The organism is Cupriavidus sp. MPR-AND1C, from assembly GCF_058809705.1.
This window is the reverse complement of sequence record NZ_JBXASU010000002.1, coordinates 206551-227255: the sequence shown is the minus strand read 5'-3', so window position 1 is coordinate 227255 and position 20705 is coordinate 206551. Positions and strand designations below refer to the sequence as shown.

General features: G+C 63.1%; 15 protein-coding genes, 2 tRNA genes and 2 pseudogenes. 16 read left to right on the top strand and 3 right to left on the bottom strand.

Annotated features, from left to right (window positions below; translation table 11 throughout):
• Positions 1-5: 5 nt before the first annotated feature.
• From paaB to AC1RWI_RS02290, 8 genes are all read left to right on the top strand, one after another.
• Entirely contained in the window at positions 6-290 is a 285-nt protein-coding gene (paaB, locus tag AC1RWI_RS02325) for a 1,2-phenylacetyl-CoA epoxidase subunit PaaB (RefSeq protein WP_006156041.1), read from the top strand.
• Between the two features lie 15 nt (positions 291-305).
• Positions 306-1106: a 1,2-phenylacetyl-CoA epoxidase subunit PaaC gene (paaC, locus tag AC1RWI_RS02320; protein WP_492864313.1), complete on the top strand. Its 801-nt coding sequence runs from the start codon at positions 306-308 to the stop codon at positions 1104-1106.
• Between the two features lie 6 nt (positions 1107-1112).
• Entirely contained in the window at positions 1113-1670 is a 558-nt protein-coding gene (gene paaD / locus AC1RWI_RS02315) for a 1,2-phenylacetyl-CoA epoxidase subunit PaaD (RefSeq protein ID WP_492864311.1), read from the top strand.
• A gap of 26 nt (positions 1671-1696) precedes the next feature.
• On the top strand, positions 1697-2785 hold the full coding sequence (gene paaE / locus AC1RWI_RS02310) for a 1,2-phenylacetyl-CoA epoxidase subunit PaaE (protein WP_492864309.1): 1089 nt from the start codon (positions 1697-1699) through the stop codon (positions 2783-2785).
• Positions 2786-2851: 66 nt separating this feature from the next.
• Positions 2852-4534 carry a phenylacetic acid degradation protein PaaN gene (paaN, locus tag AC1RWI_RS02305; protein ID WP_043353529.1) on the top strand — a complete coding sequence of 561 codons (1683 nt, stop codon included), beginning with the start codon at positions 2852-2854 and terminating at the stop codon, positions 4532-4534.
• A gap of 170 nt (positions 4535-4704) precedes the next feature.
• On the top strand, positions 4705-6030 hold the full coding sequence (paaK, locus tag AC1RWI_RS02300) for a phenylacetate--CoA ligase PaaK (protein WP_492864307.1): 1326 nt from the start codon (positions 4705-4707) through the stop codon (positions 6028-6030).
• Positions 6031-6170: 140 nt separating this feature from the next.
• Positions 6171-6246 (top strand) — tRNA-Asn (locus AC1RWI_RS02295).
• A 5-nt stretch (positions 6247-6251) separates the two neighbouring features.
• A tRNA-Gly gene (locus AC1RWI_RS02290) sits at positions 6252-6327 on the top strand.
• 189 nt (positions 6328-6516) lie between these two features.
• On the opposite strand, the pseudogene AC1RWI_RS02285 reads toward AC1RWI_RS02290, so the two are convergent.
• Both AC1RWI_RS02285 and AC1RWI_RS02280 read right to left on the bottom strand, forming a co-directional pair.
• A pseudogene (locus tag AC1RWI_RS02285) lies at positions 6517-6951 on the bottom strand (putative Ig domain-containing protein); the annotation flags it as partial.
• 560 nt (positions 6952-7511) lie between these two features.
• Positions 7512-9182 carry an MFS transporter gene (locus AC1RWI_RS02280; protein ID WP_492864305.1) on the bottom strand — a complete coding sequence of 557 codons (1671 nt, stop codon included), beginning with the start codon at positions 9180-9182 and terminating at the stop codon, positions 7512-7514.
• A 404-nt stretch (positions 9183-9586) separates the two neighbouring features.
• Here AC1RWI_RS02280 and AC1RWI_RS02275 point away from each other — a divergent pair, with 404 nt between their 5' ends.
• Positions 9587-9757 (top strand): hypothetical protein, encoded by a 171-nt coding sequence (locus AC1RWI_RS02275; protein WP_236702269.1) that lies wholly within the window; start codon positions 9587-9589, stop codon positions 9755-9757.
• Between the two features lie 19 nt (positions 9758-9776).
• Here the strand turns inward: AC1RWI_RS02275 and AC1RWI_RS02270 are convergent.
• Positions 9777-10049 (bottom strand): annotated as a pseudogene (locus AC1RWI_RS02270) (IS110 family transposase); the annotation flags it as partial.
• An 817-nt stretch (positions 10050-10866) separates the two neighbouring features.
• Here AC1RWI_RS02270 and AC1RWI_RS02265 point away from each other — a divergent pair.
• The 7 genes from AC1RWI_RS02265 (at position 10867) to AC1RWI_RS02235 (ending at position 20672) form a co-directional block, all read left to right on the top strand.
• Complete coding sequence (locus AC1RWI_RS02265) at positions 10867-12351, top strand: NAD-dependent succinate-semialdehyde dehydrogenase (RefSeq protein ID WP_043353786.1); 1485 nt, start codon at positions 10867-10869, stop codon at positions 12349-12351.
• A gap of 35 nt (positions 12352-12386) precedes the next feature.
• Positions 12387-13556 carry an iron-containing alcohol dehydrogenase gene (locus AC1RWI_RS02260; RefSeq protein WP_492864355.1) on the top strand — a complete coding sequence of 390 codons (1170 nt, stop codon included), beginning with the start codon at positions 12387-12389 and terminating at the stop codon, positions 13554-13556.
• 196 nt (positions 13557-13752) lie between these two features.
• On the top strand, positions 13753-15216 hold the full coding sequence (locus tag AC1RWI_RS02255) for a flavin-containing monooxygenase (RefSeq protein ID WP_492864303.1): 1464 nt from the start codon (positions 13753-13755) through the stop codon (positions 15214-15216).
• A 169-nt stretch (positions 15217-15385) separates the two neighbouring features.
• Positions 15386-16207: an alpha/beta hydrolase gene (locus AC1RWI_RS02250; RefSeq protein WP_492864301.1), complete on the top strand. Its 822-nt coding sequence runs from the start codon at positions 15386-15388 to the stop codon at positions 16205-16207.
• Positions 16208-16921: 714 nt separating this feature from the next.
• Positions 16922-17335, top strand: coding sequence for a RidA family protein (locus AC1RWI_RS02245; protein WP_043353792.1), 414 nt, complete (start codon positions 16922-16924; stop codon positions 17333-17335).
• 56 nt (positions 17336-17391) lie between these two features.
• Positions 17392-18759 carry a DUF1329 domain-containing protein gene (locus AC1RWI_RS02240; protein ID WP_492864299.1) on the top strand — a complete coding sequence of 456 codons (1368 nt, stop codon included), beginning with the start codon at positions 17392-17394 and terminating at the stop codon, positions 18757-18759.
• Between the two features lie 77 nt (positions 18760-18836).
• The gene (locus AC1RWI_RS02235) at positions 18837-20672 is read left to right on the top strand and encodes a DUF1302 domain-containing protein (protein WP_492864297.1); all 1836 of its coding nucleotides are present in this window, start codon (positions 18837-18839) and stop codon (positions 20670-20672) included.
• Positions 20673-20705: the final 33 nt, after the last annotated feature.

Here is a 20705-nt window from a genome sequence, read left to right as displayed (position 1 = left end):
CAAAGATGAACAAGGAATGGCCAATCTGGGAAGTGTTCGTGCGTAGCAAGCAGGGCCTTGACCACAAGCATTGCGGCAGCCTGCACGCGCCTGACGCCAGCGGCGCGCTGCGCATGGCCCGCGACGTCTACACGCGCCGGCAGGAAGGCGTGAGCATCTGGGTGGTGCCCTCGGCCATGATCACGGCGTCGGACCCGGCGGACAAGGAGTCGTTCTTCGAGCCGGCTGGCGACAAGATCTATCGCCACCCGACGTTTTTCGTGCTGCCCCCCGAAGTCGACCACATGTAAGGCGGGACCCAGAACATGACCACGCCCCAACATTTGTCGTACGTGCTGCGCCTGGCCGATAACGCGCTTATCCTTGGCCAGCGCAACAGCGAGTGGTGCAGCCAGGGCCCGGCGCTCGAGGAAGACATAGCGCTGGCCAACATCAGCCTGGACCTGATTGGCCAGGCACGCCTGCTGTATTCACACGCGGCTACCCTTGACGAAGCACTGAACGGCACACGGAAAACCGAAGACAGCTACGCCTACTTCCGCGCCGAGCGCGAGTTCGCCAACTACACCTTGGTGGAGTTGCCCCACTTCGGGCCGCTTGCCGGCACGGCACGCGCCGAGCGCGACTATGCGGTCACGATCACGCGCAACTTCCTGTATTCCGCGCTGATGGGCCACCTGTGGACGGCGTTGCAATCGTCCACCGACACGCATCTGGCAGCCATCGCCGCCAAGTCGCTGAAGGAAACCCGCTATCACCTGACCCACGCCGCCGACTGGCTGATCCGCTTTGGAGACGGCACCGAGGAGTCGCACCGGCGCGCGCAGGCGGCGCTGGACTACCTGATGCCGTACACCCGTGAGTTCTTCGCGGCCGATGCGGTGGAAACCGCAGTGGCAGCGGCCGGCATCGGTCCCCTGATGGCGGACCTTCAGCCCGCCTGGCAGGCTGACGTTGCCGCCACGGTGGCCCAGGCCACGCTCACGTTGCCGTCCGAGGCGAAACACATCACCACCGGCAAACACGGCGAGCACTCGGAGCACATGGGCTACCTGCTTTCCGAAATGCAGAGCCTCGCGCGCCAGCATCCCGGCGCCACCTGGTAGACCAAGATGAACGCTGCTGACACGCTGATGGAGTCCGACGCCACGCTGGCGCGCGCGTGGACCGTGCTCGAAGCCGTACCCGACCCGGAAATCCCGGTGGTGTCGATTCGCGAACTGGGCATCCTGCGGGACGTGCGCCGCGGCGCCGACGGCGTGCTCGAAGCCGTCATCACGCCAACCTATTCGGGCTGCCCTGCCATGTCGCAGATTGCCGAGGACATCGGGCAGGCCTTGAACGCCGCCGGGATCCGCCCCCATCGCGTTGTCACCGTGCTCGCCCCGGCCTGGACCACCGACTGGATGACCAGCGAAGCGCGCGACAAGCTGCGGCAATACGGCATCGCGCCGCCGATGGGCAACTGCGGCAGCGGCCACGCGCCGCAAGAGAAGACCATCCGCTTCGTGCCGCGCACGGCAACGCACGCAACGCACGACCGGCCCGCATGCCCGCAATGCGGCTCCGTGCACACCGAACGCCTGGCGCAGTTCAGCTCGACGGCCTGCAAGGCACTGTACCGCTGCCTCGATTGCCGCGAGCCGTTCGATTATTTCAAACCGTACTGACAACCGTACCGACCTGGACCGACAACATGGCGACACCGCAATTTCATCCGCTGCGTATCCGCGAGGTACGGCCCGAGACCGCCGATGCGGTGACCGTCTCGTTCGAGGTGCCGGAGGCCCTGCGCGACGCGTACCGTTTCACGCAAGGGCAATTCGTCACGCTCAAGGCGCATCTTGATGGCGAGGAAACCCGCCGTTCGTATTCGATCTGCGTGGGCGTCACCGACTATGACCGCGATGGCGAACTGCGCATCGGCATCAAGCGGGTACGCGGCGGCAGGTTCTCCAATTTCGCCTTCGACACGCTGCAGCCCGGCCACGAGATCGAGGTGATGACACCCGACGGGCGCTTCTTCACCCACCTGAACGCCGATCTGTCGCGCTCCTACGTGGCGTTCGCGGGCGGCTCGGGCATCACGCCAGTGCTCGCGATCATCAAGACCACGCTGGAGACGGAGCCGACCAGCCGCTTCACGCTGGTGTACGGCAACCGCAGCGTTGACGCGATCATGTTTGCCGAGGAACTCGAAGACCTGAAGAACCGCTTCATTAGCCGGTTCTCGCTGTATCACGTGCTGTCCGATGATCTGCAGGAGGTCGAACTGTTCAACGGCGTGCTGGATCAGGCGAAATGCGAGGCCTTCCTGGCCACGCTCGTGCCCGCCGCCGAGATCGACGAAGCCTTCATCTGTGGCCCCGGCCCGATGATGGACGCCGCCGAGGCCGCGCTCAAGGCCGCCGGCGTGGCGCCTGCGAAGGTGCACGTGGAGCGCTTCGGCACGCCGCTGCCGCAAGCGGGCGTGCCACCGATCGAGATCACCGACGATACGCCGGCTGCGGATCTGGAGCTGATCATCGATGGCAAGAAGCGCAAGCTGCGGCTGCCGTACGTGGGCGTGAGCGTGCTGGACGTCGGCCTGAAAGCGGGCCTTGCATTGCCCTATGCCTGCAAGGGCGGCGTGTGCTGCACGTGCCGGGCCAAGGTCCTGGAAGGCGAAGTCAAGATGGAAAAGAACTACACGCTGGAGCAGCGCGAGATCGACGATGGCTTCGTGCTGACCTGCCAATGCCATCCGGTCTCCGACCGGGTTGTCGTCAGCTACGACGAACGGTAAACAAACGGTAAATCGACGCACACGAAGTGCAGTACCGCAATCCTTTAAAGAAATACGGCCCCCGCAATGAATCACGCCCTGTTTGAAAAACACGAGAAGACACTTGCCCAAGCCCTGGACGCCATCCGGACCCGAGGCTACTGGAGCCCCTTCAACGAGATGCCCAGCCCGCGCACCTACGGCGAAACCGCCGCCGCCGACGGCGAGGCGGCATTCAAGGCGCAACTCGGTCAGCCCTTCGTGCTCGAGCAAGCCGGCAGCAGCGGCACGGTCGGCGCGGAACATTCCCCATTCGGCTTCGCGCTGAACATCGGCTATCCCAATGCCGAGCCGGACGCGCTGATCGCGGCGGCGCAAGCGGCGCAGCTGCAATTCCGCAAGGCCGGCCCGAAGGCCTGGGTCGGCGTGAGCCTGGAGATCCTGGCGCGGTTGAACCAGGCGAGCTTCGAGATCGCGCACAGCGTCATGCACACCACCGGGCAGGCGTTCATGATGGCCTTCCAGGCCGGCGGCCCGCACGCGCAGGACCGCGCGCTAGAGGCGATCGCTTATGCGTGGGATGCCATGCGCGACATTCCGCAGACGGCTTACTGGGAAAAGCCGCAAGGCAAGAATCCGCCGCTCGCCATGGAAAAGCGCTTCACCGTCGTGCCGCGCGGGATCGGCCTGGTGATCGGCTGCTGCACGTTTCCTACCTGGAACAGCTATCCCGGCCTGTTCGCGGACCTTGCCACCGGCAATGCCGTCATCGTCAAGCCACATCCCGCCGCGATCCTGCCGCTGGCCATCACCGTGCGTATCGCGCGGCAGGTGCTGGAGGAGGCTGGCTTCGATCCGAACGTCGTGACCTTGATGGCCACCGCACCCAATGATGGCGCGCTGGTGCAGGCGCTCGCCACGCGTGATGAAATCCGGCTGATCGACTTCACCGGCAGCACCGCCAACGGCGATTGGCTGGAGACACACGCGCTGCAGGCGCAGGTGTACACCGAGAAGGCGGGCGTCAACCAGATCGTGATCGACTCGGCGGACGAACTGAAGGCGGTGTCGCGCAATATCGCCTTCTCGCTCGCGCTGTACTCGGGCCAGATGTGCACCGCGCCGCAGAACATCTACGTGCCGCGCGATGGCATCAAGACGGCGCAAGGCACGGTCCCGTTCGAGGAAGTGGCCCAGTCCATCGCCGATGCCGTGCAAAAGCTGACCAGCGATCCGGCCAAGGCCGTGGAGCTGATCGGTGCGATCCAGAACAAGGGCGTGCTTGACCGGATCGAGCAGGTGACCAAGCTGGGCGTGCCGCTCCTTGCCAGCCAGCGCCTGGTGCATCCGGCCTACCCGGAAGCCAGCGTCAGCACGCCGGTCCTGCTGAAGCTCGACGCCCGGCGCGACGAGGATACGTTTACGCAGGAATGGTTCGGCCCGATTGCGTTTGTGATTGCCACTGATTCCACCCGGCATTCGCTGGAACTCGCCGCGCGCATCGCTCGCACGCGCGGCGCGCTGACGCTGTCGGTCTATAGCACGGACGAGCAGGTGCTCGATGCCGCTGACGAGGCTGCGGTGTCCGGCGGCGTTGCGCTGTCGGTCAACCTGACGGGCGGCGTCTTCGTGAACCAGTCGGCTGCGTTCTCGGACTTCCACGCCACCGGCGCAAATCCCGCGGCCAACGCGAGTCTTGCCGATACGGCCTTTGTTGCCAACCGCTTCCGCGTCGTGCAAAGCCGGCGGCATGTGCCGCAGCGTACCTAAGCGGCCGCGTATCCAGCACTTCCGATCAGTAAGCAGGCACCTCGCCAACCTGGGCGGCACGACGGCAAAGACCGTCGACGCGCATGACCAGGCTGGCAGGTTGCCGCGTGGCGCCCCCGTTCCCGCCACCGTCCGTTCCTCTTTTGCCGCGTCATTCTCAGGAGACAACCGTGGTCCAGCCAATTCCTCAACCGGGTGAGCTCGATGCCATCGAACTAGCCAGCCGCGACGAACTCCAGGCGCTGCAACTGGCGCGCCTCAAATGGTCGCTGCGGCATGCTTATGACAATGTGGCGCACTATCGCCGCGCCTTCGACGCCGCCGGGGTGCATCCGGACGACCTGCGCCAGCTATCCGACCTGGCGAAATTCCCCACTACGACCAAGAAGGACCTGCGCGACAACTATCCGTTCGGGCTGTTCGCCGTGCCAAAGGACGAGGTGGTGCGCGTGCACGCATCGAGCGGCACCACCGGCAAGCCGACCGTGGTGGGCTACACCGCGAAGGACATCGACACATGGGCCAACGTGACGGCGCGCTCGATCCGTGCAGCGGGCGGCCGGCGTGGCGACACGCTGCACAACGCGTTTGGCTACGGCCTGTTTACCGGCGGCCTCGGCATTCATTACGGCGCCGAGCGGCTCGGCTGCATGGTCGTGCCCATGTCCGGCGGGCAGACCGAGAAACAGGTACAGCTCATCCGCGATTTCGAGCCGTCGATCATTCTCGTTACGCCGTCTTACATGCTTAACCTGATCGACGAGATGGCACGCCAGGGCATGAACCCGGCGGAGTCGTCGCTGAAGATCGGCATCTTCGGCGCCGAGCCGTGGACCCAGGGCATGCGCAGCGAAATCGAGACCCGGGCTGGCATCCAGGCCGTCGACATCTACGGCCTCTCAGAAATCATGGGCCCGGGCGTGGCGTCCGAGTGCATTGAAAGCAAGGACGGCCCGGTGGTCTGGGAGGACCATTTCTACCCCGAGATCATCGATCCGGTCACCGGCGAAGTGCTGCCCGACGGCAGCCAGGGCGAACTGGTGTTTACGTCGCTCTCCAAGGAAGCCATGCCGATGATCCGTTACCGCACGCGCGACCTGACCGCGCTGCTGGCGCCGACAGCGCGCTCGATGCGCAGGCTGGCGAAGATCACGGGGCGCTCCGACGACATGCTGATCATTCGCGGCGTCAACGTGTTTCCGAGCCAGGTCGAGGAGTTGATTCTCGGCATTGCACGGCTTAGCGGCAACTACCAGCTGTGCATCACGCGCGACGGGCATATGGATTCGCTATCCGTGTCGGTGGAGGCGCGCGCGGAGATCTGCGCCTCGCTGGCCGAGAGCGAGCGCGCGCAGCTGGCTCGTGAGCTGCAACACCGGGTGAAGACGATGATCGGCGTTTCCACGGCCGTGCGCGTCCTGAATGCCGGCGAGATCAAGACCACCGCCACGGGCAAGGCGCAGCGCGTGCTCGACCTGCGGCACCTCAGCGCCTGAGGCGGTAACCGCAGGAGGCGCGAGAAGTGAGCGAGAAGCAAGCCAATCGCAGCCGATTCACGCTGGGCGAAAAAAACTATTCAAAAACGTAAAAGGCTGTTGTACAATCCGGCCTCCGTTTCGATTGAGACGGAACTTGTTCCCCGATAGCTCAGTTGGTAGAGCGCCGGACTGTTAATCCGTAGGTCCCTGGTTCGAGCCCAGGTCGGGGAGCCAAATAAGCGGGAGTAGCTCAGTTGGTAGAGCGCAACCTTGCCAAGGTTGAGGTCGCGAGTTCGAGCCTCGTCTCCCGCTCCAGACATGATGTCCACGGACTTCCATCGAAGTCCGCTGGTCTTTGAAAAAAGGGGCTTCGGCCCCTTTTTTCATTCCATCTGCCACAACGGCACTACATCGTCGTGTTGAGACTCGTATGTCCAGGCTGAAGTCGTTGCCTGCGGTTCCGATGATCTTTTGTCCTGCAATCGAGGCCGCCACGACGATATGCAAGGATTGAGCGGCGCTCGACCCCGCACGGTCAGTGGCGGTGACTTCTAAGTCCGGATTCCCGGCATCGCCGCTGCTCGCTTTGCCGCTGAACGTGCGGGTAGCCGCATCGAAGCTCAGCCAGGCCGGCAGACCGCTGCCATCGCTGCGCGTTGCGCTATACGTCAACTTGTCGCCCGCATCCACGTCGACGAACAGACCATCAGGCAGCGTGTACTTCCACAGAACCGCTCCCGCAACAGTCTGCGCAGCCATCTGCGCCCCGACTGTGGGCGCGTCGTTCGTGTTGGCAATGGTGATGCCCGGTGTCGTAGCCGCACTCGCGCCTGTCGCGTCAGTGGCGGTCACATTGAGAACAAGGCTGCCGATATCTGCGTTGAGCGGCATACCAGTGAACGTCCGCGTCGCCGCATTGAACGTCAACCACGAAGGCAATGCGGCATCATGGCGAGCGTCGCATTGAAACTCAGGGCGCCGCCATCCCTCGCAGCAAATGTGTCAGCGGGCAGCACGAAGATCCACGCGGCATCTTCCGTGACATTCTCGCGCAGATAACCGCGAGGGACGAGACAATCAGCGTCGCTGATTGTAGGAGAGGCAACAGTCTTATCTAAGTAGGGCCAGCCTCTCGCCGCCTCTTAGCGCGTGTCTGGCACTCGGGGGCAACTCAATCTGGAACCGTTCAACGACGAGCCGGATGTGGCAGAAATCGACGGGGCTTACGAGCCAATGGTATCTGACGACGCGCTCGAGGCACGCCACCTCCTAAGACGCCGGATGAGACGTTGACTCGCAGTACGTCAGCGCAAGTTGCTTGCACGCTCTTGGGGGCTATCTATTTCGGTGGCGGCTCACACCGCGCGTCTGGTCGACTGGCATACGCGCCTCCGCGTTGCCGCCGGCGACCACGCGCTGCACCCGAAGCGCGAAAAGACCGGCATCAGGCCGCCGACGATGTAAATGCCGCACGATGTCGCCAGCTCGGAGCTCGGAGCTCAGGCGTCAGCGGCGATGTCAATATCGCGGGTCTCGCGGAAGAAGCACAGCGCAACCAGGGACAGGATCGTCCAGCCAACGGGATACCACAGGCCGCAGAGACTGTTGCCAGTCTGGGCCGCGATGGCGAAAACGAAGGTCGGCAACAGCCCGCCTACCCAGCCGGTAGCGAGGTTATACGGTACACCCATCGAGGTGTAGCGGATGCGGGTCGGGAACATCTCCACCAGCGCGGGACCGATCGTCATCACGGTCAGTATCGAGCTGGCGAAGAAGAGCGCCAGCAGGAGAAGCACCACCGTTACGTTAAAGGCCTTCGGATCGCTCTTGCCGGGATAGCTGTACTTTTCCAGCGCCGCGTGCAGCGCCTGCGACAACTGGCTTGATTGTGCCTTTGCCTGATCCGCAGACATGCCGCCTGCATCGTAGGCGTCCAGGACGTCATCGCCGATCCGGATCCTCGCGGTCGTGCCAGGGGCGGCGTCGATGATCTGGTAGCTGGCGCCCGCGTTGGCCAGGGCTTGCTTGACCAAGTCGCAGGACGAGGCGAACTTGCGATTACCCAGCGGATTGAACATCAGCGAGCAGGCCGCACGGTCCACTTCGATAGAGATAGGCGCCTTGGCCTGTGCGGCGGCAAGGGCGGGATTGGCGTAAATCACGAGTCCCTTGAACACCGGGAACGCCAGCAGCGCGCTGGTAAGAAAACCCACCAGCAATACCGGCTTGCGGCCAAATCGGTCACAAGCCCATCCGGCCAGAGGAAACACGGGGACGCAGAGTGCGGTAGCCAGCAGGACGACCGTATTCACCGTGGTGGGATCCACTTTCAGGGACTTGGTGAGGAAGAACGTCGGATAGAGCGCAGCCATGTAGTACATGGACGTCATCCCGGCGCACAACGCGAAGGCGATGACGATGCGGCCGAGATTGGCGCGATCCAGCAATGCGTCGCGCAACGGCGCCTTCGACAGCTTGTTTGCGCTGCGCAGCTTGCGGAACGCGGGCGATTCATCCATGCGAACGCGCAGCAGCAGTGAAACCAGCAGCATCACCGATGCGGCGAGGAACGGCAGGCGCCAGCCCCAATCGTCGAAGCTGTCGCCGGCGATGGTGCGCGAAGCCAGGATCACGAGGAATGACAACAGCAGGCCGACGGTTGACGACGCTGTGGTCCATGACATGTTGAACCCGCGGCGGCGACCGGGGGAATACTCGGCAACGTAGGTCAGGGCGCCAGTATACTCACCGCCCGCGGAAAATCCTTGCAGAATGCGCAGGCAGAGCAGCGCAATTGGCGAGACGATGCCCGCCGAAGCATAGGTGGGCAGGCAACCGACGCCGATCGTCGCGCCGCCCATCATGCAGATAGTGATCATGAACGTCCGCTTTCGGCCGATCATGTCGCCGATGCGTCCGAACACCAGTGCGCCCAGTGGACGCATCATGAAGCCGACCGCGAACGTCAGCAGCGCAAAGATGAAGGCCGTGGACGGATCCACGCCAGCAAAGAACTTATCCGCCAGTACCGAGGCCAGCGCGCCATACAGGGCAAATTCGTACCACTCAAAGATGGTGCCGATCGAAGCGGCCCAGATTGCCCGCGACATCGGGCTGGTTGCGTCGGGCCCGTGGGCGATGGCTGTCTCCGTTCTGACGGGACTGTTCATGGTCATGGCTCCTGGAATTGCGGTATGTCCCGCAATGTGAGGATCCAGTGGCCGCCAAGCGGCCGTCAACGTACGGGCCGAAGCCATTCCGTACTTTGAAAGGGCACATGGCGCGAAGGACTGCGTGTATTGCCCCCGCGTGCGTCGCGCAAATTGCCCACCGGCGCGCAACATCACCTATTTCATGTTCTACCTGAAGTTGCGCATGGCTGTGGCGCATCCGTTGTCGTGAGCGCGTAGTTGCCGTCTGCGTAGTCCACGGCGACTCGCCACTTCAATCCCTCGGAATCGCCGTTTCGAAGGAGGCCAGTTGGAGAGACGGTGGCGCACCTCTACGCTTCGCGCATGCGTCAGGTCCAAGCAGATGCAACGCAACGCATATCCAGCGAAGGAGCGTATCAGCAATGCATGACTTTCCTCTTGACGGCGTGGTGGTGGTCGAGCGGAGTGACAGCGCTTCGGCGCCGTTCGCCGGCCAGATCCTTGCGGCGCTCGGCTTGGGGGCCGAGCAAGTGGAAGGGCAGCGGCGCGGCCTTCCATGCCATCAACTGCGGCAAGCGCTTCATCAGCCTTGACATCAAGGATCCCGATGATCTTGCCACGCTTGCCGGACATGCGATATGGCGCAACCAACCTGGGCGCCATCAGCTTGACGGTCTGTCCGTGCACGCGAAACAGCCGAGTTCAATGATGCGCGCCCGAGCAAGCCTCCATGCCAATCAGACAAGGGGGTAACTCGGCAATGAGCATGGCCAACTGATCACGGGCAACTCTCGGCTTGACGAGAAGTGGTTTGCCTGCCGCATCGACCCCATGAACGGCAAACATGGTCTTGGCCAGATCGATCCCCACGGTAACAATGGACATGGACTTCCCCTCCTGTGGTCTTGATGGCGTTTCGACAAGCCATCATGCACCTCGATGCCGACTTGCGGCTTCCGCCGCTGCCTCGGGACGGGGAAGTCCCTTCCATTCGATTCCCCAAATAGGGCCAACGCGGAGCAACGGAGAGCGCTGTAGCAGCTTGTACGCGGGTAGAGGTATCGATGCTCACGGTAAGCTTTATGTTGAAACGGGAGGCGAGGAAGTCAAGCCAACCCGCTTCGTACGCCCCACATCGAGCACCTTACTAGCGAACTCCGAACCGTTGTCCACGTTGGTGGGCGTCGACAAGCCTTGCGTCTCCTTCAGTCATTCAAGCCCGCATACACGGCAACGAGGTGTCTACCTCGAATGGCGAGTGCACACACGTGCAAACACTGCGCTTGAACAGCCGCGACTGCATGTCCCGCAACACGCCCAACTAACTCGACTCGACATCAATTGCGCCTGAGCCGGTTGGTGTTTTCCCTAGCTTCTGCCACATTGTATTTAGGCCATTAAGACGCTAATATTTGGCCATGACAACGTTGTTTATAGGCCGGTGATACGCAACTACGAGGCAGTTTGTCGAGACTGACATCTTGCATGGTTGCACTGCCCTGACTGTCTCTTTGCACCTATGCCAAGGCGTCGGCGTTTGCGAAGGTCGCTGCACATTGGCTCGCCGCGGAGGTGTAGCAGAGCCTTCCAACCAGGGTGGGCGTGCGGTCGAAGCGTTCCGATATCTGGTTCGCCGGCCTCTGTATAGCTTGCCCAGCCGCTTTCTGCGAAGCGTCATCCACATCATATGCAGTTCAAAGTAATGAACCACGATACGCAAGTTACTACAGCGCTCCAAGCCCGCCTGCGCGACCCTTCACTGCTGGAAACGCGCGCCTGGTTGGCCTCGGGATGGCAAGAGGCATCCGGCGGACGCTCGTTTGCGGTGACCAATCCTGCCACGGGCGAGATCCTGGCCCGCGTGGCCAGCCTGAGCGGTGCCGAGGTTGAGTCCGCGATCACGGCCTCCGCACAAGCGCAGGCCGTGTGGCAGCGCCGCAGCAGCCACGAGCGGGCTAAGCTGCTGCGTGCCTGGTTCGATCTGATGATTGCCAATGCCGACGACCTGGCTCTGATCATGACCTCGGAGCAGGGCAAACCGCTGGCCGAAGCGCGCGGCGAGATCCTTTACGCGGCGTCGTTTGTTGAGTGGTTCGCGGAAGAAGCCAAGCGCATCTACGGTGACGTCGCACCGCATCCGCAGACCGACAAGCGGATTCTCGTCATTCGCCAGCCGGTCGGCGTTTGCGCGGCCATCACGCCGTGGAATTTCCCGGCAGCGATGATCACCCGCAAGGTGGCACCAGCCCTTGCCGCGGGCTGTTCGATTATCGTGCGGCCGGCCGACCTGACGCCGCTGACCGCACTTGCGCTGGCAGTGCTGGCCGAGCGTGCCGGCATTCCCGCCGGTGTGCTTCAAATGGTGTGCGGCCCATCGCGCGAGATCGGCGCGGTCCTGACGGCCAGCCCGGTCGTGCGCAAACTGTCCTTCACAGGCTCGACCGAGGTTGGCCGGGTGCTGATGAGCCAGTCGTCGCCGACGATCAAGCGGCTGTCGCTCGAGCTGGGCGGCAACGCGCCGTTCATCGTGTTCGACGATGCGGATCTCGATGCCGCCATCGAAGGTGCGATGGCGTCGAAGTACCGCAACAGCGGGCAGACCTGCGTATGCGCCAACCGTTTCCTGGTGCAGGACGGCATCTACGATCGCTTCGTCGAGGCGCTGGTGCGCCGCGTGGCGGAGCTCAAGGTCGGCAATGGTGTCGAGCCAGGCGTGCAGCAGGGGCCGTTGATTCAGAAGTCCGCGTGCGAACACCTGCAAGCCATGATCGACGATGCCGTCGGCAAGGGCGCGAAGGTCGTCGTCGGCGGCAAGGGCCATGCATTGGGTGGCACGTTCTTCGAGCCAACCGTGATCGCCGGCGCCACGCCGGACATGCGCGTGGCTCGCGAGGAACTGTTCGGTCCGGTAGCTCCTGTGTTCCGCTTCCGCGATGAGGCCGAGGCGATTGCTCTGGCCAATGACACCGAGTACGGCCTTGCCGCCTATCTCTACACCCGCGACAACGCGCGCATCTGGCGCGTTGGTGAAGCGCTGGAGTACGGCATGGTGGGCCTGAACACCGGTCTGATTTCCAACGAGGTGGCCCCGTTCGGCGGCGTGAAGCAGTCCGGCCTCGGCCGCGAAGGCTCGCGATACGGCATCGACGAATACCTGGAAATCAAGTACCTGTGCGCACAGGTCTGACCACGGCGCAACCGACAACACCAAAGAGCAAGAGAATGGCTCAATTCCAACAGCCGGTACGTTTCGACACGGTCCCTTCCATCCTCCAGGAATGGGGCGCCGCGCGCCGCCTGGGAGAGATCCTGGCCGCATGGACCGAGCGCCGCAGTGTGCTGGTCGTCACCGATGGTGGCCTGCACAAGGCCGGGGTGCTGGAGGGCGCCAAGGCATCGCTGGCGACAGCCGGCTTCCGCGTGACCGTGTTCGACGAGGTAGTGGCCGATCCGCCTGAGGTGGTGCTGCTGCGCTGCGTCGAGCAGGCGCGCGCGGCCCGTGTCGATCTCGTGGTTGGTCTGGGGGGCGGCTCGTCGATGGACATTGCAAAGCTGGCGGCCGTGCTGGTTGTCTCCGGGCAGCCGCTGGCCGAGATGTACGGCATCGGAAACGTCAAGGGCGCACGCGTGCCGCTGGTGCAGATGCCGACCACGGCCGGTACCGGTTCGGAGGTCACCAATATCTCCATCGTGTCGGTCGGCGAGACGACCAAGATGGGAATCGTCGCGCCCCAGCTTTATGCAGACCGAGTGATCCTGGACGCCGAGCTGACCGTCGGCCTGCCGCGGCAGCACACCGCGGCCACGGGGATCGACGCCATGGTTCACGCCATCGAGGCTTACACCAGCAAGCACAAGAAGAACGCCATTTCCGATGCGCTCGCGCGTGAGGCGCTGCGCCTGCTGTCGGCCAATCTGCTACCTGCATGCGAGAACGGTAACGACCGGGGCGCGCGCGAGGCGATGCTGCTTGGCGCGACGCTCGCCGGCCAAGCCTTTGCCAATGCGCCGGTTGCAGCCGTGCATGCGTTAGCGTATCCGCTGGGTGGGCATTTCCATATCCCGCACGGTCTGTCGAACGCGCTGATGCTTGGGCCGGTGTTGCGCTTCAACGCCGCAGCAGCGGCTGCGCAGTACGCAGAGCTGGCTGGTGCGCTGGGCATCGGTCAGGCAGACGGCGATGACGAAGCCCGCACCGCGGCCTTTATTGGATTCATGGAGGATCTGATGGATCGGTCCGGTGCGCCGCGGCGGCTGCGCGATGCAGGTGTCACGCGCGAAAGCCTGGCGATGCTTGCTGCGGACGCCATGCAGCAGCAGCGCCTACTGCAGAACAACCCGGTCGAGGTGCAGCATGCCGACGCCCTGCGGCTCTACGAACAGGCGTACTGAGGAGAGAGTGGGGCGCTCGCTGGACCGGCGCAGACCGGCGCGCCACTGCCTGGAGAAACGCGTGTTGGCCCACGCCAGGCGCGAAGCCTGACCTTCGCCTGCGATGCGCTCGGGCACAGCGCAGGCTGGCATCTACCAATCCATTGCAAAGGGACCCGTCGTCGGGCGGGGCCCGCAGTACAGGAAGCGACGCATCATGAGTAACGTGGAAACCAACGGTCACTACGAGGTTGTCATCCTCGGCGCCGGATTTGGCGGGTTGGGCATGGCGGCCCAGTTGAAGCAAGCGGGCATCGATGATTTCGTCGTGCTGGAAAAGTGCCCGGCGCTCGGCGGCGTTTGGCGCGACAACTCCTATCCCGGCGCGGCGTGTGACACCGAATCGCACCTCTACTGCTACAGTTTCCATCCGCATTTGCGCGTGAGTGCCCTGTACGCGGGCCGCGACGAGCTGCTCGGCTACATGGAATCGCTCGCAGCCCGTTTCGGGCTCGATGCCCACCTGCGCTTCAACAGCGAAATCCGCAGCGCGGTCTGGGACAAGGCCGATCGCCTCTGGCGCTTCGAGCTGGCCGACGGCTCGCGCCTGACCTCACGCTTTTTCGTGCCGGCCTGGGGCCAGCTCAACAGGCCGTTGATTCCCAAGGTGCCGGGACTGATCACCTTCAAGGGGGAATACTTTCATTCCGCCGACTGGCGCCATGACGTGGATCTGCGTGGCAAGCGCGTCGCCAGCATTGGTAACGCGGCCAGCGCGGTGCAGTACGTTCCCGAGATTGCGCCGGTGGTGAACCATCTGACCGTGTTCCAACGCAGCGCCAACTGGATCATGCCGCGCAATCAGATTGTCTTCACCACGGAACAGCTCGATGAATTTCAGCGCGATCCGGTACTGTTCGAGAAGAGCCGCGAGAGGCTGCATGCATTCCGAGAGTCAGGCTTCGAGCGCACCCGCGTCGGCACCGATGCGCAGCGCGAAGGCAAGCGCCTGGCGCTGGAGCATTTGCAGCGCAGCGTGGCCGACCCGGCCCTGCGTACCAAGCTCACGCCTGACTATGAATTTGCCTGCAAGCGAATTCTGCGCTCCGACGACTACTATCCGGCCCTGACACGCGACAACGTCACGCTCGAGACGGCCGGAATCGAGGCGTTTGTCGAAGAGGGCATCCTGACCAAGGATGGCCGCGTGCACGCTTTCGATGTCGTGGTGTTCGGCACCGGTTTTGAGAGCCAGGCATTTCAGGGTGACCTGCAGGTCAGCGGCCTCGACGGTTCGCTCGCCGATGCCTGGGCCGACGGCCCGGAAGCCTACCTCGGCATGGCGGTACCGGGCTTCCCGAATCTGTTCATGATCTATGGCCCGAACACCAACCTGAACCACAACTCCATCCTGTCGATGCTGGAGATCCAGCAGCGCTACATCATCGATGCGATTCGCGGCATCGAGGCTTCGGGCGTTGGTGCGTGCCAGGTCAGCAAGGCGCGATCCGACGACTACAACCGTGCGCTGCAGGCGGCGATGGGCGGCTCGGCGTTTTCCGCCGACTGCTCAAGCTGGTACAAGAACGCCCAGGGCAAGGTCATCAACAACTGGTCCGGCACGGTGGACGAGTACCGCGCGGCGGTGCGCTGGGATCTCGGCGCATTCGAGCAGGTTTGACGGGGGCAGGGACTTGTCTTCGGAACTCTCCTGGCAGCCGCTAAGCGAGGTGGCGGAGGATGCGCGGCCCATGGTGCAGGCGTTCCGCGAGGCGGGCGGCCTGCACTACGGCAGCCAGGCGCCGGAGCCTTCGCGTGCGAACTTTGCCCGGGCCTGCGGCCTGCACGGCTTGAAAGACATCGACGGCGTTGACCACCGCGACATCATGGTGCCAGTGACCGACGGTGAGATTCGGGTGCGGCTGTACCAGCCCGACGAGGCGGAGTGCGCGGGCGGCAAGGGGCCGTTGGTCGTGTTCCTGCATGGCGGCGGCTGGGTGATTGGCAGCATTGACACGCATGACGGCATTTGCCGACTGCTGGCGCGGCAAAGTGGCTGCATCGTTGCATCGGTGGAATATCGCCTTGCCCCGGAACATCAATGGCCCGTGCCGCTACGGGACTGCGAGCAGGCACTCGGCTATCTGGTAGCCAATGCGGCTGCGTTGTCCATTGACGCCAGCCGCGTGGTGCTGGCTGGCGATAGCGCGGGCGGCAGTATGGCGACCATCATCAGCAACGCGCCGGCTACAGGGGCGTACCAGGTCGTAGGCCAGGTGCTGCTCTATCCGGTGACGGACCTTACAGCAAGCCGGCCGTCCTATGGCCGCTTCCAGGGCGGACTGCCGCTCGTCGCAGAATCGATGCAATGGTTCCGTGATCTGTACGTGCCCGCAGGCACACCGCTTGACCAGCCTGCCTTGTCGCCGCTGCTACACGCAGAGGGCCGCCGTCAGCCTCCGATGTTTATCACCACGGTTGGCCTGGACCCACTCTGCGACGAAGGCATTGAATACGCGGCAATGGCGGCGCGGGCAGGTGGCTTGCTGGAGCATCACCACCTGCCTCGTCACATGCACGGCATCTTCACGGCGGCAGGGCGCATCAGCACTGCGCAGAATCTGCTAGAGCGTGCGGGCTTATTCATTCGCCGACTTTCTTCGCATTCGTGAAGCGTTGCTTCTGATGGGTGACGATGAGGTCGCCTTCTCCTGACGTGTGGCACGCGAGCTAGCGCGTGTGCTGATCGCTGCGCCAGGCATGCCGCGCCGATCCTGCCGGTCTTGACTCGCACTTCGGCAATTTGCCAGGCGTGCAAGGCATGACCCCATTCGCCTTACCATGCGCGGATCGGTTCGGTCGACCGCCCGCGTGAATCTCAGCCCCCTTGAACACGGAATTCTCGACGCTCCTGGCGATGGAGCCGGCGTTGTCGCGAGTGCGCCTCCCTCAGTCGCTCCAGTTCCGGCCCTCCCTCCGATGGCAACGCGACACTCGCGCGTGCTGAAGCGTTGCGCTGCGGCGATCGAACCGCCGAATCCACACCAGCACGCGTAATGAACCGGTTGGACATCGTTTGCGTCCCGCTTGGTTGGTATTTTCCCTAGCTTTTCCCACCTTGCAGATAGGCCAGTGCAACGCTAATATTAGGCCATACAAACGCTATGTGTAGGCCGTCAATACGTACTCGTAAGGCGATGCTCAGTTGGGTGTCGCCCAGGTCGGTACCGCACCGCGCGTCACGCGCCCGTGCTGGCTTTCTTGGCGGCGAGGCGATCTTCAAATGGCAGCCCGAAAACACATGCCGGGGCAACAGCGCTATTGGCGTTTTCTTCCACTCCGCGCACCTGTTTCCATCAACGCATCTATGCAGGGAGGCTCAAGCCATGGCAGCGAGCAATAGGCGTCAATCGATCGTCCCGGCCCCTTTCCAAGGGCACTACGACGCGTATCACTTCTCGCCGGCAACGCGTGTGGGCGACATGGTGTGGGTGTCTGGCCAGGTTGGGGTGGACGCCGACATGAAGCCTGCGCAGGGGATGCAAGCGCAGGCGCAGATCGCATTCGAATGCCTGAAGCGCGTTCTCGAAGAGGCGGGCGCAAGCCTGGCCGATGTTGTTGAGCTCACGACGTTTCACACGGACCTGCATGGCGACATCGATGCATTTGTCGCCGTCAAGGACCAGTACTTTCCGAGCCGCTATCCGTCGTGGTCAGCGGTGGGGGTGACGCAGTTGGCCTTGCATGGATTGCTTATCGAGATTCGCGCAATGGCCGTGGCCGGATCCGGAGAGGAATGAGCGCTTGAGGCGGCCGGACATGCTGGCTGCAAGGCGAGAGATATTGGAAGGAGCCCATGATGAAGAAGCAACGCATTGGAGTCGTATCCGCTATCGCGGCCGCAGTATGTTGTGTGATCGGCACCGCCGCCATGGCGGAAGACCTCACACCCGAGGGCGCTGATCGCTCTGCCAGCAAGGACGGTAGCGTCTCGGCCTACGCTGGCAAGCAATCCCCCGAAGCCGGATGGGAGTGGGGCAAGTACCGCGGCGATTTCTGGAAGCACAAGAACGAGAAGCCGCTGTACTCGATCGATGCATCGAACATCGACAAGTACGCAGACAAGCTGACGCCCGGCCAGATCCAGCTCCTCAAGCAGAAGAAGGGCTATCGCATGGATGTGTATCCGTCGCATCGCGAATGCCAGGTGCCTGACTTCGTTGCGCAGAACTCTAAGGCGAACGCGACGGGAGCGAAGCTCGATTCGACGGGAGAGCAGATGCAGACCGCGACCCTTCCTGGTGTTGCGTTCCCCCAGCCCAAGAACGGCGCAGAGGCGATCCTGAACTATATGTATCGCTACCACGGTGAGGGTCTGGAATGGCCGAAGATGGTCACCTCCATTTCCCCGCGCCCGGGCAGCAACGAATGGATCGACGTGATCTCTCCGCAGCATGCCTTCTTCCCCTGGGGCAAGCCGGGCAAGACGACGCCGCAGGATGTTGATCAACTGAGCAGTGCGGCCTTCTTCAAGATGGAATCGCCACCGGCGCTCGCTGGGCAGGCGTTCGTGCAACGTCAGTATTTCAACAAGCCTTCGGAGACGTTCTACTACTTCCCGGGCCAGCGACGTGTTCGTCGCATGCCGGCCTATACGCACGATGCGCCGGTCATTGGCATGGAGAACCAGTACCTGATCGATGAGGCCAACATGTTCTACGGCACCATCGACCGGTTCAACTGGAAGCTCGTCGGCAAGAAGGAACTGCTGGTGCCGTACAACGCGTTCGGCATGTACAAGTTCAAAACCAACCTGCACGACGTTGCCACGCCCGATGGCATTGCTTCGGCCAACCGTCGCTACGAGATGCACCGCGTCTGGGTGGTTGAGGCCACGCTCAAACCGAGCGCGCGCCACGTTGCATCCAAGAAGGCCTTCTACCTCGATGAAGACAGCTGGCTAGCCCTCATCGGCGAAGACTATGACGCCCAAGGCAAGTTGTGGAAGGTGCGCGAGAGCTACCCGATTCCGGTGTGGGAGTTGGGCGGCACGTGCGACAACATGCCCTTCGCGATGTACGACCTCAGCAATGGCCGTTACGTGATGGATCAAACGACGTTCGGGCAGGGCAAAGACATCCATTGGTACGAGCAGATCAATGATCCGCGCTTCAAGACGGACTTCTTCACGGCCGAAACCCTGCGCGCGGTGAGCGAGCGCTGAACGTGGCCGCATGAGCGGGGACCGGCACGCACTTGAGGAGGGGCGTGCCGGTATCAAAACGGGTTGGAGGAATCACGATGAAAACAACGACGATGTTTCGGCGGAGCGCGATCTCGCTCGCCGTTCTGGGGGCCACTGCGTCAAGCGCATATGCCTACGATTTCACCTTTGGCGGGGACGACGCGGTCAAGGGATCACTGGTAAGCAACATCACAGCCGGTGTGGCAACGCGGACAAAAAGCCCGAGCTGCGCACTCACGGGCGATCCGAACGCAAACGGCTGCGGTGCGGCGGCCAACACCGACCAGTGGGGCGCGGGCGACAACGGCGATTTGAACTATCGCCGATGGAAGCCCTACAGCACGTACCTGAGCGCGACCAGCGAGCTGCTGCTGACGATGCCCAGCGAGGGCCTGAAGTTCATGGCGCGCGGCACCGGCATGTACGACTTCATGGCCAAGAACACCGAGCGCACGCCACTGTCGAGTGATGCGAGGGCGCAGGTGGTTTACGACGCGCGCGTGCTTGATCTATGGGCGCAAAAGGACTTTACCGTGGCGGATCAGAACGCCCACGTCCGTATCGGCAACCAGGTCATCAACTGGGGCGAGAGCATGTTTGCCATGGGCGGCATCAATGCCACCAACTCGCTTGATATCCAGAAGTTGCTGATTCCGGGCTCGCAGCTCAAGCAGGCGCTGCTACCCGCGCCGATGGTGAGCTTTGCCACGAATCTCTCACATGGCTTCAGCACCGAGGCCTACTACCAGTTCATCCAGAACGGCAACCGCATGCCGCCGGTTGGCTCCTTCTGGTCGGCGTCCAACGTTGTGGGCCGTGGTGCTGAGCCGTTCACCGTGAACACGACCAATTTCAACGCGAATGGCCCGAGCGCGGGCACGGTCGCAGGCCAGAACGGTTTGAACAGCCATGACCCGGGCACTATTGCGGCAATCAACAACGGCCTGGTCAATGGTGACTTCGCCGGGGCCCCATCGTTCTCGATCGGGCTGCCGGTCTCCAACAAGCAGCCTTCGAAGTACAAGCCGCAGTTCGGTGTGAAGTTCAACTACGTGCCGACCTCCATCGACGCGAACTTCGCCTTCTATTACGAGAACTACACCGACAAGTCGCCCGTGTTGACCTCGTTCGCGAACAACACAGCGCAGTGGTCGTATCAGCAGAATCGTCAGCTGTTTGGTATCAGCGCGAACTTCCCGGTTGGGCCGTGGGCAGTGGGGACGGAACTGTCGTATCGCCCGCGTGACGCGGTGGCGCTCTCGGGCTGCTACGGCGCAGGCGGACCGATGGACCTGAACGTGAACCCGGCCGGTGTCGACTGCCAGCAGTGGGTTGATCGCAAGAAGCTGCAGTTCGGCATCAACGGCATTCTGGCGCTCACCCGCAGCGAGTATCCGTTCCTCAAGATGATCGGAGCGCAGTCGGCCACGCTGACCGCCGAGGCCACGATGGTCTACTACCCAGGCCTGGGTGGCAGCGTGACACGCACCGTAAACAGCGTGCAGGTCATGCAGGCACCCCAGGCTGGCTACTTAACGTGGCTGAACAACAACTCGGGCGCGGGCTACCCCATCGGCATGCGCCAGGGTACGGCCGCCTCGGGCGGCGTGACAGTCGACTTCAACTGGACTTATGACGGCACGCTGATCCCGGGCTGGCAGGTCACGCCGGGTGTGACGTTCAACGCGGGCCTGTACGGCTATACGCCCACCTTCAACGCGAACTACATGCAGGGCGCGAAGTCGGCCAACTTCTACGTGCTGTTCAACCAGAACCCGACGGTGTGGCAAGCGGGCATCAACTTCACGGCGTTCTGGGGTGGCCACAACACGGTCGGCAATCCGTACTCGGATCGCAACTTCATCGGCGCATTCGTCACGCGCAACTTCTGACGCGTTCGTGTTGGGCAGCGGCGCACGCGGTGC

Bases quoted from the DNA above. Each gene is read 5' to 3' on its own strand.
- paaB (WP_006156041.1), top strand. From the start codon at position 6: ATGAACAAGGAATGGCCAATCTGGGAAGTGTTCGTGCGTAGCAAGCAG.
- paaC (WP_492864313.1), top strand. From the start codon at position 306: ATGACCACGCCCCAACATTTGTCGTACGTGCTGCGCCTGGCCGATAAC.
- paaD (WP_492864311.1), top strand. From the start codon at position 1,113: ATGAACGCTGCTGACACGCTGATGGAGTCCGACGCCACGCTGGCGCGC.
- paaE (WP_492864309.1), top strand. From the start codon at position 1,697: ATGGCGACACCGCAATTTCATCCGCTGCGTATCCGCGAGGTACGGCCC.
- paaN (WP_043353529.1), top strand. From the start codon at position 2,852: ATGAATCACGCCCTGTTTGAAAAACACGAGAAGACACTTGCCCAAGCC.
- AC1RWI_RS02280 (WP_492864305.1), bottom strand. From the start codon at position 9,182: ATGAACAGTCCCGTCAGAACGGAGACAGCCATCGCCCACGGGCCCGAC.
- AC1RWI_RS02275 (WP_236702269.1), top strand. From the start codon at position 9,587: ATGCATGACTTTCCTCTTGACGGCGTGGTGGTGGTCGAGCGGAGTGAC.
- AC1RWI_RS02265 (WP_043353786.1), top strand. From the start codon at position 10,867: ATGAACCACGATACGCAAGTTACTACAGCGCTCCAAGCCCGCCTGCGC.
- AC1RWI_RS02260 (WP_492864355.1), top strand. From the start codon at position 12,387: ATGGCTCAATTCCAACAGCCGGTACGTTTCGACACGGTCCCTTCCATC.
- AC1RWI_RS02255 (WP_492864303.1), top strand. From the start codon at position 13,753: ATGAGTAACGTGGAAACCAACGGTCACTACGAGGTTGTCATCCTCGGC.
- AC1RWI_RS02245 (WP_043353792.1), top strand. From the start codon at position 16,922: ATGGCAGCGAGCAATAGGCGTCAATCGATCGTCCCGGCCCCTTTCCAA.
- AC1RWI_RS02240 (WP_492864299.1), top strand. From the start codon at position 17,392: ATGATGAAGAAGCAACGCATTGGAGTCGTATCCGCTATCGCGGCCGCA.
- AC1RWI_RS02235 (WP_492864297.1), top strand. From the start codon at position 18,837: ATGAAAACAACGACGATGTTTCGGCGGAGCGCGATCTCGCTCGCCGTT.